This is a genomic window from Microcystis viridis FACHB-1342 (assembly GCF_014698335.1).
Classification (GTDB): domain Bacteria; phylum Cyanobacteriota; class Cyanobacteriia; order Cyanobacteriales; family Microcystaceae; genus Microcystis; species Microcystis ichthyoblabe_A.
The window spans coordinates 54,955-66,945 of sequence record NZ_JACJSV010000009.1; the positions used below are offsets into that span (position 1 = coordinate 54,955).

The 11,991-nt window shown below is 44.2% G+C and carries 11 protein-coding genes and 1 pseudogene; 4 read left to right on the top strand and 8 right to left on the bottom strand.

Annotated features, from left to right (window positions below):
- Nucleotides 1–51: 51 nt before the first annotated feature.
- The 4 genes from H6G40_RS05200 to rimM all read right to left on the bottom strand — a co-directional run bounded on the left by H6G40_RS05200 (nucleotide 52) and on the right by rimM (nucleotide 3,466).
- Complete coding sequence (locus H6G40_RS05200; protein WP_002734484.1) at nucleotides 52–843, bottom strand: hypothetical protein; 792 nt, start codon at nucleotides 841–843, stop codon at nucleotides 52–54.
- The gene (locus tag H6G40_RS05205; RefSeq protein ID WP_002733761.1) at nucleotides 840–1,601 is read right to left on the bottom strand and encodes a PilN domain-containing protein; all 762 of its coding nucleotides are present in this window, start codon (nucleotides 1,599–1,601) and stop codon (nucleotides 840–842) included. Before H6G40_RS05205 ends, H6G40_RS05200 begins: the two co-directional genes overlap by 4 nt.
- A gap of 169 nt (nucleotides 1,602–1,770) precedes the next feature.
- Nucleotides 1,771–2,334 (bottom strand): transposase, encoded by a 564-nt coding sequence (locus H6G40_RS05210; RefSeq protein WP_242028713.1) that lies wholly within the window; start codon nucleotides 2,332–2,334, stop codon nucleotides 1,771–1,773.
- A 553-nt stretch (nucleotides 2,335–2,887) separates the two neighbouring features.
- Nucleotides 2,888–3,466 carry a ribosome maturation factor RimM gene (rimM, locus tag H6G40_RS05215; protein WP_002734345.1) on the bottom strand — a complete coding sequence of 193 codons (579 nt, stop codon included), beginning with the start codon at nucleotides 3,464–3,466 and terminating at the stop codon, nucleotides 2,888–2,890.
- A 150-nt stretch (nucleotides 3,467–3,616) separates the two neighbouring features.
- Between rimM and H6G40_RS05220 the strand changes: the two genes are divergently transcribed.
- The gene (locus tag H6G40_RS05220; RefSeq protein WP_123230499.1) at nucleotides 3,617–4,414 is read left to right on the top strand and encodes a Tab2/Atab2 family RNA-binding protein; all 798 of its coding nucleotides are present in this window, start codon (nucleotides 3,617–3,619) and stop codon (nucleotides 4,412–4,414) included.
- Here the strand turns inward: H6G40_RS05220 and H6G40_RS05225 are convergent.
- Nucleotides 4,397–5,191: a CPBP family intramembrane glutamic endopeptidase gene (locus H6G40_RS05225; protein WP_042790405.1), complete on the bottom strand. Its 795-nt coding sequence runs from the start codon at nucleotides 5,189–5,191 to the stop codon at nucleotides 4,397–4,399. The genes H6G40_RS05220 and H6G40_RS05225 overlap by 18 nt on opposite strands.
- A 558-nt stretch (nucleotides 5,192–5,749) precedes the next feature.
- The gene (locus H6G40_RS05230) at nucleotides 5,750–6,136 is read right to left on the bottom strand and encodes an AbrB family transcriptional regulator (protein ID WP_002734386.1); all 387 of its coding nucleotides are present in this window, start codon (nucleotides 6,134–6,136) and stop codon (nucleotides 5,750–5,752) included.
- A 532-nt stretch (nucleotides 6,137–6,668) separates the two neighbouring features.
- On the opposite strand from H6G40_RS05230, the gene H6G40_RS05235 reads away from it, so the two are divergent.
- From H6G40_RS05235 to H6G40_RS05245, 3 genes are all read left to right on the top strand, one after another.
- The gene (locus tag H6G40_RS05235; protein ID WP_069474963.1) at nucleotides 6,669–7,652 is read left to right on the top strand and encodes a succinate dehydrogenase/fumarate reductase iron-sulfur subunit; all 984 of its coding nucleotides are present in this window, start codon (nucleotides 6,669–6,671) and stop codon (nucleotides 7,650–7,652) included.
- 73 nt (nucleotides 7,653–7,725) lie between these two features.
- Entirely contained in the window at nucleotides 7,726–8,727 is a 1,002-nt protein-coding gene (locus H6G40_RS05240; protein WP_069474962.1) for a CsgG/HfaB family protein, read from the top strand.
- 239 nt (nucleotides 8,728–8,966) lie between these two features.
- Nucleotides 8,967–9,929, top strand: coding sequence for a protochlorophyllide reductase (locus tag H6G40_RS05245; protein WP_002734294.1), 963 nt, complete (start codon nucleotides 8,967–8,969; stop codon nucleotides 9,927–9,929).
- 362 nt (nucleotides 9,930–10,291) lie between these two features.
- On the opposite strand, the gene H6G40_RS05250 is transcribed toward H6G40_RS05245, so the two are convergent.
- Together H6G40_RS05250 and H6G40_RS23885 are read right to left on the bottom strand one after the other, a co-directional pair.
- Nucleotides 10,292–11,563, bottom strand: a complete 1,272-nt coding sequence (locus H6G40_RS05250; RefSeq protein ID WP_069474961.1) for an esterase-like activity of phytase family protein — start codon at nucleotides 11,561–11,563, stop codon at nucleotides 10,292–10,294.
- A gap of 150 nt (nucleotides 11,564–11,713) precedes the next feature.
- A pseudogene (locus tag H6G40_RS23885) lies at nucleotides 11,714–11,959 on the bottom strand (hypothetical protein).
- Between the last annotated feature and the right edge of the window lie 32 nt (nucleotides 11,960–11,991).

Here is an 11,991-nt window from a genome sequence, read left to right on the forward strand (position 1 = left end):
TACGGGATTCAACGGACAAAAAACGCAATACTCACACCGGATTGAAGACTATTATTGGCGCGGACTGGCGGAGGGTTGACCTTCGGCGGGGGGTTGACCTTCAGGAGGTGGGGGTGGTGCTAACTTGGCTAATTCGGCGGCACTGAGAGGAATAATTACATTGAGAAGAAAAGTCGTGGTCACGGGTCGATCGCCTTGGAGAACGATAGTGGCCTTATTGTTGCCAGTACTAACTACTTTAAACGTCGATCCTTGCTTTTCCATCTGGGTATTGAGACTGTTGAGCAAAATGAGCGGCTGTAATCTTTCTAAATCCCGAATAACCTCTTGAGTGTTAACATAGTTTCCTTGAATCTTGACGTTAAAAGTTTGACGTTTGAGCTTATTATTAACCTCACTACCGAGGGAACCATCGGAGACTACCACCGGTTCTAGTCCTTGGGGTTGAAAACTAACCAGCTTAACATCGCCAGACTTAAAGATATTACTAACATCTAAGAGAATAGTGCTTAAGTCCCTTTCTCTAGCAAAAAGCGAGAGTATTTGCTGTTTCATAGCTTTTTGTTGTTGTAACTGACTCTCGATTTTTTGGAATTCTGAAAATTCGAGACGGCTTTTTTGTTGATCTAGCAGTTGTTGTTTGTCGGCGGCATCGGTTTGCAGTTGCTGCAAGGTATCATAAGCGGGCATCACCCAGTTAAAAAGCAGATAGAGGGAGCCAAGTAAACCTAGCATAGCGGCAGCGATGCCACTATTACGGGGAGTAAAATTTATCCCGAAAGCGATAGGATACTCCTGAAATTCCTCTAATGTCAGCTTCTCAAATTCTTCGTTAAAGGTCATGGTTGAATGGCTCCTTGGCTTTTGAGAGTATTAATCCTAGTGATAACTCCGATCGCTCCATTCCTGACCAGATTGGGCAGTTGTTGAGTGGTGGGAGTATCACTTAATTGGGCGGTGATCACAAATTGAACCACTTGGGGGAAAGTAATATTAATATTTTTATACTGATTGTCCACCTCTACGGGTAAATCGGCCAGGGCAGCACTTTCGATCACCGTTTGCTTACCCTGCAAAAAAGGAGAAGCTTGTAGAGTTAAGAGATAATCATTGACTGCTTCGTAATTACTGGCAAAACCACTGATTTTTAAGCGCGTAGCCGAATTGGGTTGCCCTTGATTGAGGTTCGCGGGAACCTCCACCTGTTGCACACTATTTAACTGCACCCTAGGAGGAGTTTGTTGGCGAATTTCTTGGAGAATGGCTGACCAAGGACTAATCTGATTGAATACACCCACCAGAGCTTGATTTTCTGCTTCTACCGCCTTTAGTTCCCCTCTGATGTCTTCTAGTTTTTTACTTTGGACTTGTACTTGACCTAATTCCCCGTCCAATTGCTGAATTTTGGCCTGAGCTTCGCCAGTTTTCCAACCGACGGCTAAACCGAGTAATCCCGTCAGTGCCAATAATCCGGCCCCAACTCCCACACCGATGAACAGGGGTATTTGTTTACTTCGGTCAATAACGGTGGAAACCTCGAAGTTAGAGGCTGTTTGGTTAAGATGGCGATCTTTAAGAAAATTAACGTCAAGACTATACATAATTTCTGTTTATACCGATACTTTTTTGCTAACATTGATTAAGCTGAGACGTATTTTAATCGCTTATTCTTGGATTAGCCGAATTTCCCCCAATCCCTTTACTTTTGCCTCTTGCCTCGTTTCAACAAGCAATTTGAATTAGGAACAGCTTAACATTTCTGTTAATGGGTTAACAATGCACGCTCAAAGAGTCTTTGAACGAGGGTGTATCTACCAGAGCAAGAAGGAAGAACCCCCGTACTCCCTTAGGATACCTGTCCATTTGTCGCCCATCAATTTCTGATTTAATTACTTTTTTTCCACCCAAATTATCGATTAATTCACCAGTCCGGCTACCTGTCTTTGACCTATAAGCTTCACAACAATTTATAACGGTTTTTTCGTACTCAAATGCCTTAGATCTTAAGAATATTTTAAACTGATACTGTGACCAAGTTAACATCTGTCTAACAGACTTTGATTGGATTTTTCTTCCAGACCTTAAGACCATTTCTGATACTTCAAATGTCGGCAATAAAATCCCATCGAAGTTTTCTACTAAGAATCTAGCTACTTTGTGATGTAGTTCATCAACTAGGTTTTTAATTCTTAATCTTAGTCGGTTACAGGTGTTATGATGGCATTTACAGGTTTTGGCTTTAACTTTAGTGGAACGAAAAATTAAGTCATCTAAATGATAGCACAAACGAAGACTTCTAATCACTTTAAAATGAGCGGTAATGTCTTCACTCATTGACAGTCTTGCCCCTTTGAGAGCCAGTTTCAGATCAGACCTATCCATAATATTATCTTAATACTAAAAGTTTTTCTAGTTAAGGAATCTAACCAAGTAAAAATGATTTTAATTGTCTCATATTTTTTCAGTGCAATTGAATTAGCAACGATAGATATACATTTCAGCCATATAAATAGTCAGTTAGTACACAAGCTAAAAGCAAGCTGTGATTGGGTTATAATTTTTGAAGATATCTATTGTCGATAATATCATCGGGTAATTTTGAGAGGGTGTTCGGTGAGCTCAGTCGAGCCGTTGGCCAGGGTTTTTTTTTTGACTTGATCTCCTTCTTGATAGGAATCTGGTCGAAGAACAGCGGGAGGGTAATTACGATTAGGAACTTTTTCTATATACATGACCTCTATTCTAGCAAATGGAGAGAATTCTTGTCCATTAATAAATGTTACAAATTACATGGCTCCATCAAGAAAAGTTAATGGGTGTATCCATTGATGGATAAAGGTTTTAGGCTATTATAGTAGATATGTATGGGGGAAGTTCAGTAATAAGTCTATGACCAATTGATCTCTAATAACCCCGGTGGTGGCGCAATCTCGATGCGTGCCGCTTTCAGATCCACCAGTGGAACAATTTCTTTGACAAAGGGAACCAGGGCCGTGGCTTTTGAGTCGGAGGAAGGGCTTTTTTTCTTGACAGAGGCGAGATTTGCTTCTAGTTGCACTGCTAAAATGTCATTACCCGCCCACAAAATATCTACTACAACCCCGATTTTTTCTCCTGTCAGGTGATGATAAACCTCCAAGTTTACTAGCTCACTAACATGATATTCATCCGCTTTTAGGCGAGGTTTTTCCAGTTTATTCGCCCATAATTTATATCCGCGCAAAGCTTGGGCCTGTTCCCGATTTTCAACCCCCTCTAACTTGATAACATAAACATTTTTGCCCGGTAGCTCACGTCCCCTGAGCAGCGTAATTTCTCGGATTTCTCCCCCTTGGGTCCCTTGTATTCCCCTAATACCTCGCTTCTGAAAACGTTCGGGAAAATCTGATACCGATAAAACTCGCAATTCTCCCTCCAGTCCCTGGGGTGCTACTATTGTCCCAATTTCTAGCCAATTTTCTTCCATTGTCTCGATATGTTTTGCTATAGCTTTCCCTAGTATATAGCCTTTTTTGTCTCGCTCCTAGATTTTTAAAGTCTTGGTAAGGTAAAATTTTTAGTTGACCTCTACTCCTGACCATTTTTTGACTTTTTACTGGTGGCTTTTGACTGAATTATGACTATTTGGCAAGCGGATTTTTATAAATCTTCATCTTCTTCCCCTCTTGGCACAGTCTGGCAATTGTTAATTTCCGATCCTCTCGGTCATCTTATTTATGAAAATTCCTGTCCCCAATCCCAAGCTAATAGCGACTGGTTAACCCAACAGTTAGAGCAAGCTTGTCAAGTCTCCCCCCCAGAAATTATCCAAGTTTTTCGCCCCCAATGCGCCAATTTATTTCTCCTCGCTGGTCAGAATTTACAGATCAAAATTGAGTTAACCCGTCACGTTAACGCTCTGAAAAAACAGCTAGAATTACGGCAAATCCCCATCAATATCGACTCTCCTCCACCGCAACCCCTACCAGACCGATTTTTAGGTCAAGAGTGGCGTTTTGCTCGTTTTCCCGCCGTTGATTTAGTTAACTTTTTTGGCGATCGCAGAATACCGATTCTTTCCCTACCAGAGGCCTTTTCTCCTTTAAAATTGGGTTTAGCCTCCACTCTCATGATCCCCGGTGTGGTTATTACCGGTGGTAAAAAATCTCTGGCGATCGCTCGTTGGTTAGAGGAAATTAACCCGGTATTTATCGATCATATTCCCACAGAAACGGGGCGATCGGGCGGTTTAGTCTTGGAATCGGGTCTAAATGAACGCTGGATTTTCCTAACCTACGAGGATGAAGAAGTGGCCCTGGCAGCCAATGTTTATCAGGCAACCAAAGAGGAAAGCCAAGGTTTACACTTTCTTCTCATACAACCGGATGATTCTGGTCGCACTTTTACCGGCTTTTGGTTACTGAAGCAGGTTTAACCCCCAAGCTGTCCCCAAGAGGCAAAGAATACCCGCTAAACCCGCTAAAGGTTGGTTATAGATACCTTTAACCCAAACTAACCCAGAATCGCTGTAAGACATCAATTCGGCACTGTCTAGCAAAGCTAATCCCCACACCCAACCGCTATGAAGTCCCCAAGCTAATCCTAAACTACCATGATCGATCGCCCGCGCCCAGACCAGAACCATCCCCATCAGAAATAAACCGGGTAGTTGCGGCAGCGTTTGCTGACGTTCCCAAAGCAAGTGCAGCAGGGCAAAAATTAGGCTAGAAATGGCTCCCGCCACCCAAAAACCGTATTCTTGGCTTAATTGGCTCAAAAAGATGCCCCTAAAGATTAATTCCTCGGTAATACCCACCCAGAGAGCCACTATCAACAGGGGTAAACTCAAGGCAAAAGCACGAGTTAGGTTTTTGGGCTGCCAATGTACCCAGGCCAAAATCCCCTCCAGAAAAAAAATTATCCCTAATCCCACCACTGCCAAGATTAATCCTTTGGTTAGGGAGATAAATAGGGAAAATGACGAAATTAATCCGTAATTATGGAGGCTGCTCCCCTCTATCTTCAATAATCCCCAGATAACTAAGGGAGCCAAGGCGTAAAGAGAGGCCACCAGGGGCAATTTCTGGTCAGGTTTTGTCCCTTGCAGCGGTTGCCATCCCAAACGACTCCCTAAACTAATGGCAATCGGCAGCCAGAGAATTAACCAGGCTAACAGGAAAATAATAATTTTTATTAAGGCAGCCATGTTCATTGTCAATTAGGTGTCAGAGAAGTGGGGTGTAGGGTGTGGGGTGTGGGAAGAATAAACAAAAATGGCTCTTCGGGACTTGGTATGGTTCGATAGGGGGGCATAAATCGACTCAATCCTTATCTGGCAAGAGATTTAATTGATTAGTTCGCTCCAGATCGCAAACAATTGACAAAAATTGCGGCAATGTCTGTCTCTATAAAGGTTTCATTCCTTATAACCCCGTCCATTGCATAAGACAAACCGAAGAACCACAAAAATAATCTCCTGAATACTAACTCGGAGTCTCCTGTCTCCTAACACCCATAAAACAAACCCCCTAGGCATAGGATAACTGTGGAACTCTGCTCTGGTAAAGCCTAGCTCCAACAAAAATCCATCCCTAGGGGGTTGCGAAAAAGAAGAAAAAGTGCTTAAAGAAAACCCCTCAAGTTGATAAAAGAGGCGGTCAGGGGTTAGAATTAGGGGTAAGAATCTATATTGTCTTCTTAGTCGGTCTTGTCAAAACTAGCCCTTTTGACTGCCGATTTTTTTTGTCCTTATCCCTACTCCGTAACCTATTTAAGCTTCTACCGGTTCTTCTGATTCCGTTTGTTTGAGGTGGATGTGCTTGTAGCCAAGTTTGATTTCAAACTCATCGCCGGGCTGCAAGTTCATTTGTTCGGTATAGGTGGAACCGATGACGATTTGACCATTTTTATGGACACTAACCCGGAAAGTGGGTTCGCGGCCGCGGCCATCTTTAGTGCCTTCGGGATCGAGAGGAACCCCTTTTGCACCTAAAACAGCATCGTAAAAGTCGGTTAAATTGACCCGAACCTGGCCATCTTTACTTTGAGAGTAGTAACCACAACGTTTTGCCGTTTCGCGACGGGGTAAGTGGGATAACTCTTTGACTTTTTGTAGTAGAGCTTTCCCGGTTAGGGGAGTAGGAGAGATGTCACTCATGGTACTTTTTAATGTTCCTTGATTTTTGACTGACTGTCAATTAAGTTTACACTGACAAATTGATCATACCAAAAATCTTGCCAAAAATGTCTAGAGGGGAATAATAAATTTTTTAAAACTGATGGTTCGGTGATGACAATCGTGCTAAGAAGACCCCGGACTAGGTAGTAAGTATAAACCTTGTGGGGGAGAGGAAATTTTTGGCCAAGACTCCGGCAATTTTTGGTCGGGTGCGGGGAAAACAGGGGGGAGAAAGTGAGGACATAAAACCGTTTAAGCTATACTTAGCAAGGAATTGAGAAACTATACTTGTGGTTGGAGTTGGCAAAAAACTAATGACCCAGAGCAGTAAATCCGGGGGGATTAAACTGTTTTCGAGCGACTTCCCCATCTATCATTAGACCTAGATACCCACCCCTTGGCTCAACCGACCCGGGAAAATCTTAAGGATTAATTACCATTACTAGCTCCCCCTTGGCCCGTTAACATCGATTATCCTGAGTATTAGGAGTCCCTCATCCCCGTGCCGAGTATGGAAGTTTCTTTTAAAATTCTGCGTCAACGACCCAACGACACCCCCTACCTAGAAAATTTTACCCTAGAGGTGGAGGCGGGAAATACAATTCTCGACTGCCTTAATCGCATCAAATGGGAACTTGATGGAACTTTGGCCTTTCGTAAAAATTGCCGCAATACAATTTGTGGCAGCTGTGCGATGAAAATTAACGGTCGTTCGGCCTTGGCTTGTCAAAAAAATATCGCCAGTGAATTAAACCATTGTAGCCAAAAAGATGCCGGAGAAATTCCCGAAATCACGATCGCCCCTCTGGGTAATTTACCAATTATCCGGGATTTAATCGTCAATATGCAACCGTTTTGGGACGATTTAGAAAAGGTTGAACCTTATATTAGTAGTCAAGCACGCACCATTCCCGAACGAGAATTTCTGCAAACTCCGGAAGAAAGAGCCAATCTCAATCAGATGGGTAACTGCATTATGTGCGGGGCCTGTTATTCGGAATGTAATGCCAAGCAAGTGAATCCTGATTTTGTCGGTCCCCACGCTTTAGCAAAAGCGCAGCGCACCCTAGCAGATTCCCGCGATGGTAATCAAGAAGGTCGCCTAGAACTTTATAATCAAGGCACCGCCGGGGTTTGGGGGTGTACGCGTTGCTATTTCTGTAATGCGGTTTGTCCCATGGAAGTGGCCCCCATGGATCAAATCGGTAAAATTAAACAGGAAATACTCGCTCGCAAGTCGGACGATAGTAGTCGTCCCATTCGTCACCGGAAAGTTTTAGTGGAATTAGTCAAAGCAGGGGGATGGGTTGATGAACGCAAATTCGGCCTCTATGTGCTGGGCAATTATTGGCGCGATTTACAGGGTTTATTAAGTATTGCCCCCTTGGGATTGCGGATGATTGCTAAGGGTAAATTTCCCACTTCCTTTGAAGCTTCCGAGGGAACCGAGGAAGTGAGAGGTTTAATTACTGCCATTCAAAATTCTCACTCTTGATCACTCTCGATAGTTAGAGCGATTTTCAGATGTATTATGATCTATATTCTATTTGACTGGAGAACCCCTTATCATGTTCGATCGAGATAGTATCCGTGGTTTTTCTGCCCTAATCACCCTTGTGGGAGTCGCTTCTAGTTTGGGTTTTAGCCTCAACGCACCGGCTTTCTCCCAAGCTATCTCTAACAATTTACCGCTACTCTTAGCCCAAAAAAGCGAAAAGGTGCGCGTAGCGGTTTTAGACTTCGATTATAGCGGTCTCAGTAATCCCCAATGGTTAACATTTTTCAATGGTGGGGCCAGTGGTGTCAGTGATATTCTCGTCAATAGATTGGTAGAAAGTGGTCGCTATACAGTCATTGAGCGCAGTCGCATTGATGCTGTCCTCAGAGAACAAAATTTTGGGGCTTCGGGACGGGTAGATGCCGCTACCGCTGCTCAAATCGGGCAAATTTTGGGGGTAGATGTGGTGATTATCGGTTCGATTACCCAATTCGATTTACAAAAAAAACAATCCGGTGGCTCGTTTATTATTTTTAGCACTGCCAAGACAGAAACCGATGCTTTTGTCAAGTTGAATGTCCGGGCAATTAATACCACCACGGCCGAAATTATTACCACCGCTCAGGGAGATGGTAGTGCCAATCAATCCGATGGTTCAACCGTGGTTTTAGGGGTTGGGGGTGGTTCCCAAACCTCCAACGAAGGGAAATTACTCAGTATTGCCACCGATAAGGCAGTGGCGCAGGTGGTGGATAATCTCAATAATAAAGCCGACCAAATCGCCGCTACACCTCGCTCGCTCCCGACTGTCACCGCTTTAGTGGCTGCCGTGGCGGGAAATCAGGTAATTCTCAATAAAGGTACGGGAGAAGGATATCGTGTCGGTTTACGCATTTCCATCGAAAGGACGACTCAAACGGTCAAGGATCCCCAAACGGGTAAGGTTATTCGTCAGATTACTCAACCGATTGGCACTCTCGAAATTGTCGAAGCTGATGGTCAATCTAGCGTCGGTCGTATCATTACCGGTAATGGTTTTAAAATCGGTGATTTAGCTAAACCGATTCGTTAATTGGGGAAGTGGGGAGCGGGGTGTGGGGTGTGGGGAGCGGGAAGATCGGTAAACTTAAATCTGATAACTGATCACTGATAACTGATCACTGATAACTGATCACTGATAAGTGAACACTCACGAAAATTTGAAGTTATGTAAAGCGAACCTGGGGGTCAGGTAAGACAACCGATAAAATTTATGATTGGAATCCCTTGGATATTCCCTAGACCAGAGCGATTAACGAAAACTATCAAACAATGGTACAAGATCAAAAACCCACGGTGATCATTACTGGGACAACTTCTGGAGTCGGTCTCTACGCCGCTAAATCCCTTGCTCAAAGAGGTTGGTTTGTGGTTATGGCCTGTCGGGATATCCCGAAAATGGAACAGGCTGCCAAGGAATTGAACATTCCCCGGGATAACTACTCTATTGAATTTATCGACCTCGGTTCCCTCGATAGCGTCCGGCGCTTCGTTAAAAATTTCCGGGCCTTGGGCCGCTCTCTAACCGCTTTAGTCTGCAATGCCGCTATCTATCTGCCTTTGCTCAAAGAACCCTTAAGAAGTCCCGACGGTTATGAATTGAGCATGGCCACCAATCATTTAGGTCATTTCCTGCTCTCGAATTTGCTCTTGGAAGATCTAAAAAATTCCCCTTCTCCCGACCGCCGTTTAGTCATTCTCGGCACTGTCACCCATAATCCCGATGAATTAGGCGGTAAAATTCCTCCTCGTCCCGATTTGGGCGATTTGGAAGGGTTTGCCAAGGGTTTCAAAGAGCCGATTACTATGGCCGACGGCAAAAAATTTGAATCGGTCAAAGCCTATAAAGATAGTAAGGTGTGTAATGTTCTCACCATGCGGGAACTGCACAAACGCTATCACGAATCCACCGGAATCACTTTTACTTCCCTCTATCCGGGTTGTGTAGCCGATACACCCCTTTTCCGCAATCATTACCCCTTTTTCCAGCAGTTTTTCCCCTGGTTCCAGAAAAATATCACAGGTGGCTATGTTTCCCAAGAATTAGCTGGGGAAAGAGTGGCCATGGTGGTGGCTGACCCCCAATACCGTCAATCTGGTGCTTACTGGAGTTGGGGCAACCGTCAGAAAAAAGAGGGTAAATCTTTTGTACAAAGGGTTTCTCCTCAAGCTCGCGACGAGGAAAGAGGCGAAAAAATGTGGGAATACAGCGCTAAATTAGTCGGATTAGCCTAATTTCCGATTTTGAACCTAAAAAAGGACACAAGGTAACTTGTGTCCTTGTGGAAACGGGGAGCGCTGGGACAGGGAGAAACAGTCCATAACTGGGTTTTTAAAGTTTGATTGGCAGTTAATGATATTATTAAAAACCGATTTGGTATTAGGCTCTCTTGGATTTGGTGGGTAAAATGTATTCTAAGATACATTTCTCCTAGCGAGGGGCTAGACTAACCACAAAGACACAAAGAACACAAAGATTGATCGATCCCATGTAAGTTAAACTTATCACACAGAACCTAGAAGAGCCATTGTCCAATTGACGAAACGCTCGGCAACCCCAAAGATAGCCTGATCTCTATGCTGTTGCCAGATTTTGTTTAGCTTTCCCGTTTTTTGACTAGAATAACAACGCAACCGATCACCAGCAATCCTGCTAGGGTTGAGGGTTCGGGTACAGTTTCGACGCTAAAGGCGAGAAATTGAGTAAATTGGAACTGGGTAAAGTTATTGTCGCTGACGAGAATTATTGAGCGCTTGCCGTTCGGTAAATAGGGGCCGAAGGTAATCCCCTCCACGTTATCGATGGGGATATTTAACAAGGTCAAATCGAATAATAGGGTTTTCTGGGCGGCCACGATACCCGAAACCCCATTAATACTGGGAAAGGCACTAATATCGGTGGCCCCCTCCAGGGAAACCTCGTAGATTTTCACAGTATAGCCCGTATTCCCTGGTGTTCCCGTCGTTATGGAGAAAGAACGTTCTAGGGAGAGAAAGCGTTTGCCACTATTATCAAGTGCCAGTAAATCGACGAGTCCGTTGACATCGACTGGGCTTGGAATAATCGGGGGAAGGGCGATTGGATCGGTATTGTAGAGGAATTGAGCGATCGGCTGTCCATTAGCGAGATCGTACTGCAATATCCGTGAGGGAGAACCGTTCGTTGGCGTCGCAGCCGGCCCATCCTGCACAAGCGCGTTCTCGGAGGCCGTGAACAGGAATCGCTGATCTGGGGTGGTGGTCAGACTTTCTAGAGCCAGATTATTGCGAACCCCGCTTGTGGTGGGAATCGAGTTCGGCGCGGGGATAAACTGGTTTGGAATCGGTAAAGTATCGTTCTGTTGACCGTTGGCCAGCGCGAATCGATTGACAAAGGGATTGAGAATCTGATTGTTAGAGACCTCCCCTTCGGAGGAAATATACAGATTAGAACCCACGAGCGCGATCCCTTCTGGATCGAGACTCAGCGCGGGGAAAGTTTGCCCGTTAGTCTGTAAAAGTGGGGTAACACCGGTAAAGGTAACGCCGCTATTCGTCCCATTAACATTAAATAGAGTCGGATTGATCGTTGCGGTGTAGAAACGCGCCGGGCCGTTCTGAGAGCGATCGTCCGAGATGATGTAAAAGTTATTACCCGCCGGATCGTAGGTAATGCCCGATAATCCCCCGACCGGAACGGAGACACCGTTCACGGTTCCCGCTGGGCCTGAGGGAATAAACCCCGTGGGAACAATCGATTGACCGAGAAATTGTAAATTTAAAGGCGAAGCTTGAACCGACGAGGTAGCGAGGAAACCGACCGTTATGGTTCCGGCGATCCCGATGAAAAAACGAGAGGGGGATTTCATGATTTCTATCCAAAAAAACATTAGAACTCTTGCAAATTAATTATATGTTACAATAATGTGTTAACTAATTTTTTTGGGAAAATTAGTCGCTTAGTAAACTCGTACTAAATAGGAGCCTGAAGTTTAACTTTTAACCCAAAAATATTTAGATATGCTTTAATCTCTTCGGGTCTAATTCCCCGCCGCTCGCAGGGTATAATAGAAAAATGAGTGAATACATCCATAAGAGCCATAATGTAAGTGTTTTGGGTTCTTCGTTACTTGGTATGATTCGATAGGGGGGCATAAATCGACTAAATCCTTATCTGGCAAGAGACTTAATTGATTAGTTTGCTCTAGAGCAAAAACAATTGACAAAAATCGCTAAATGCCTTTCTATATAGGGGTTACATCCCTTATAACCCCCGTCCCTTGCATAACACAAACCGAAGAACCATAATTACTTGATC

Excerpts from the sequence above, each read along its gene's own strand:
- H6G40_RS05245 (WP_002734294.1), top strand. The coding sequence starts at position 8,967 with ATGGTACAAGATCAAAAACCCACGGTGATCATTACTGGGACAACTTCT.
- rimM (WP_002734345.1), bottom strand. The coding sequence starts at position 3,466 with ATGGAAGAAAATTGGCTAGAAATTGGGACAATAGTAGCACCCCAGGGA.
- H6G40_RS05225 (WP_042790405.1), bottom strand. The coding sequence starts at position 5,191 with ATGAACATGGCTGCCTTAATAAAAATTATTATTTTCCTGTTAGCCTGG.
- H6G40_RS05210 (WP_242028713.1), bottom strand. The coding sequence starts at position 2,334 with ATGAGTGAAGACATTACCGCTCATTTTAAAGTGATTAGAAGTCTTCGT.
- H6G40_RS05230 (WP_002734386.1), bottom strand. The coding sequence starts at position 6,136 with ATGAGTGACATCTCTCCTACTCCCCTAACCGGGAAAGCTCTACTACAA.
- H6G40_RS05205 (WP_002733761.1), bottom strand. The coding sequence starts at position 1,601 with ATGTATAGTCTTGACGTTAATTTTCTTAAAGATCGCCATCTTAACCAA.
- H6G40_RS05240 (WP_069474962.1), top strand. The coding sequence starts at position 7,726 with ATGTTCGATCGAGATAGTATCCGTGGTTTTTCTGCCCTAATCACCCTT.
- H6G40_RS05235 (WP_069474963.1), top strand. The coding sequence starts at position 6,669 with ATGGAAGTTTCTTTTAAAATTCTGCGTCAACGACCCAACGACACCCCC.
- H6G40_RS05250 (WP_069474961.1), bottom strand. The coding sequence starts at position 11,563 with ATGTTTTTTTGGATAGAAATCATGAAATCCCCCTCTCGTTTTTTCATC.
- H6G40_RS05200 (WP_002734484.1), bottom strand. The coding sequence starts at position 843 with ATGACCTTTAACGAAGAATTTGAGAAGCTGACATTAGAGGAATTTCAG.
- H6G40_RS05220 (WP_123230499.1), top strand. The coding sequence starts at position 3,617 with ATGACTATTTGGCAAGCGGATTTTTATAAATCTTCATCTTCTTCCCCT.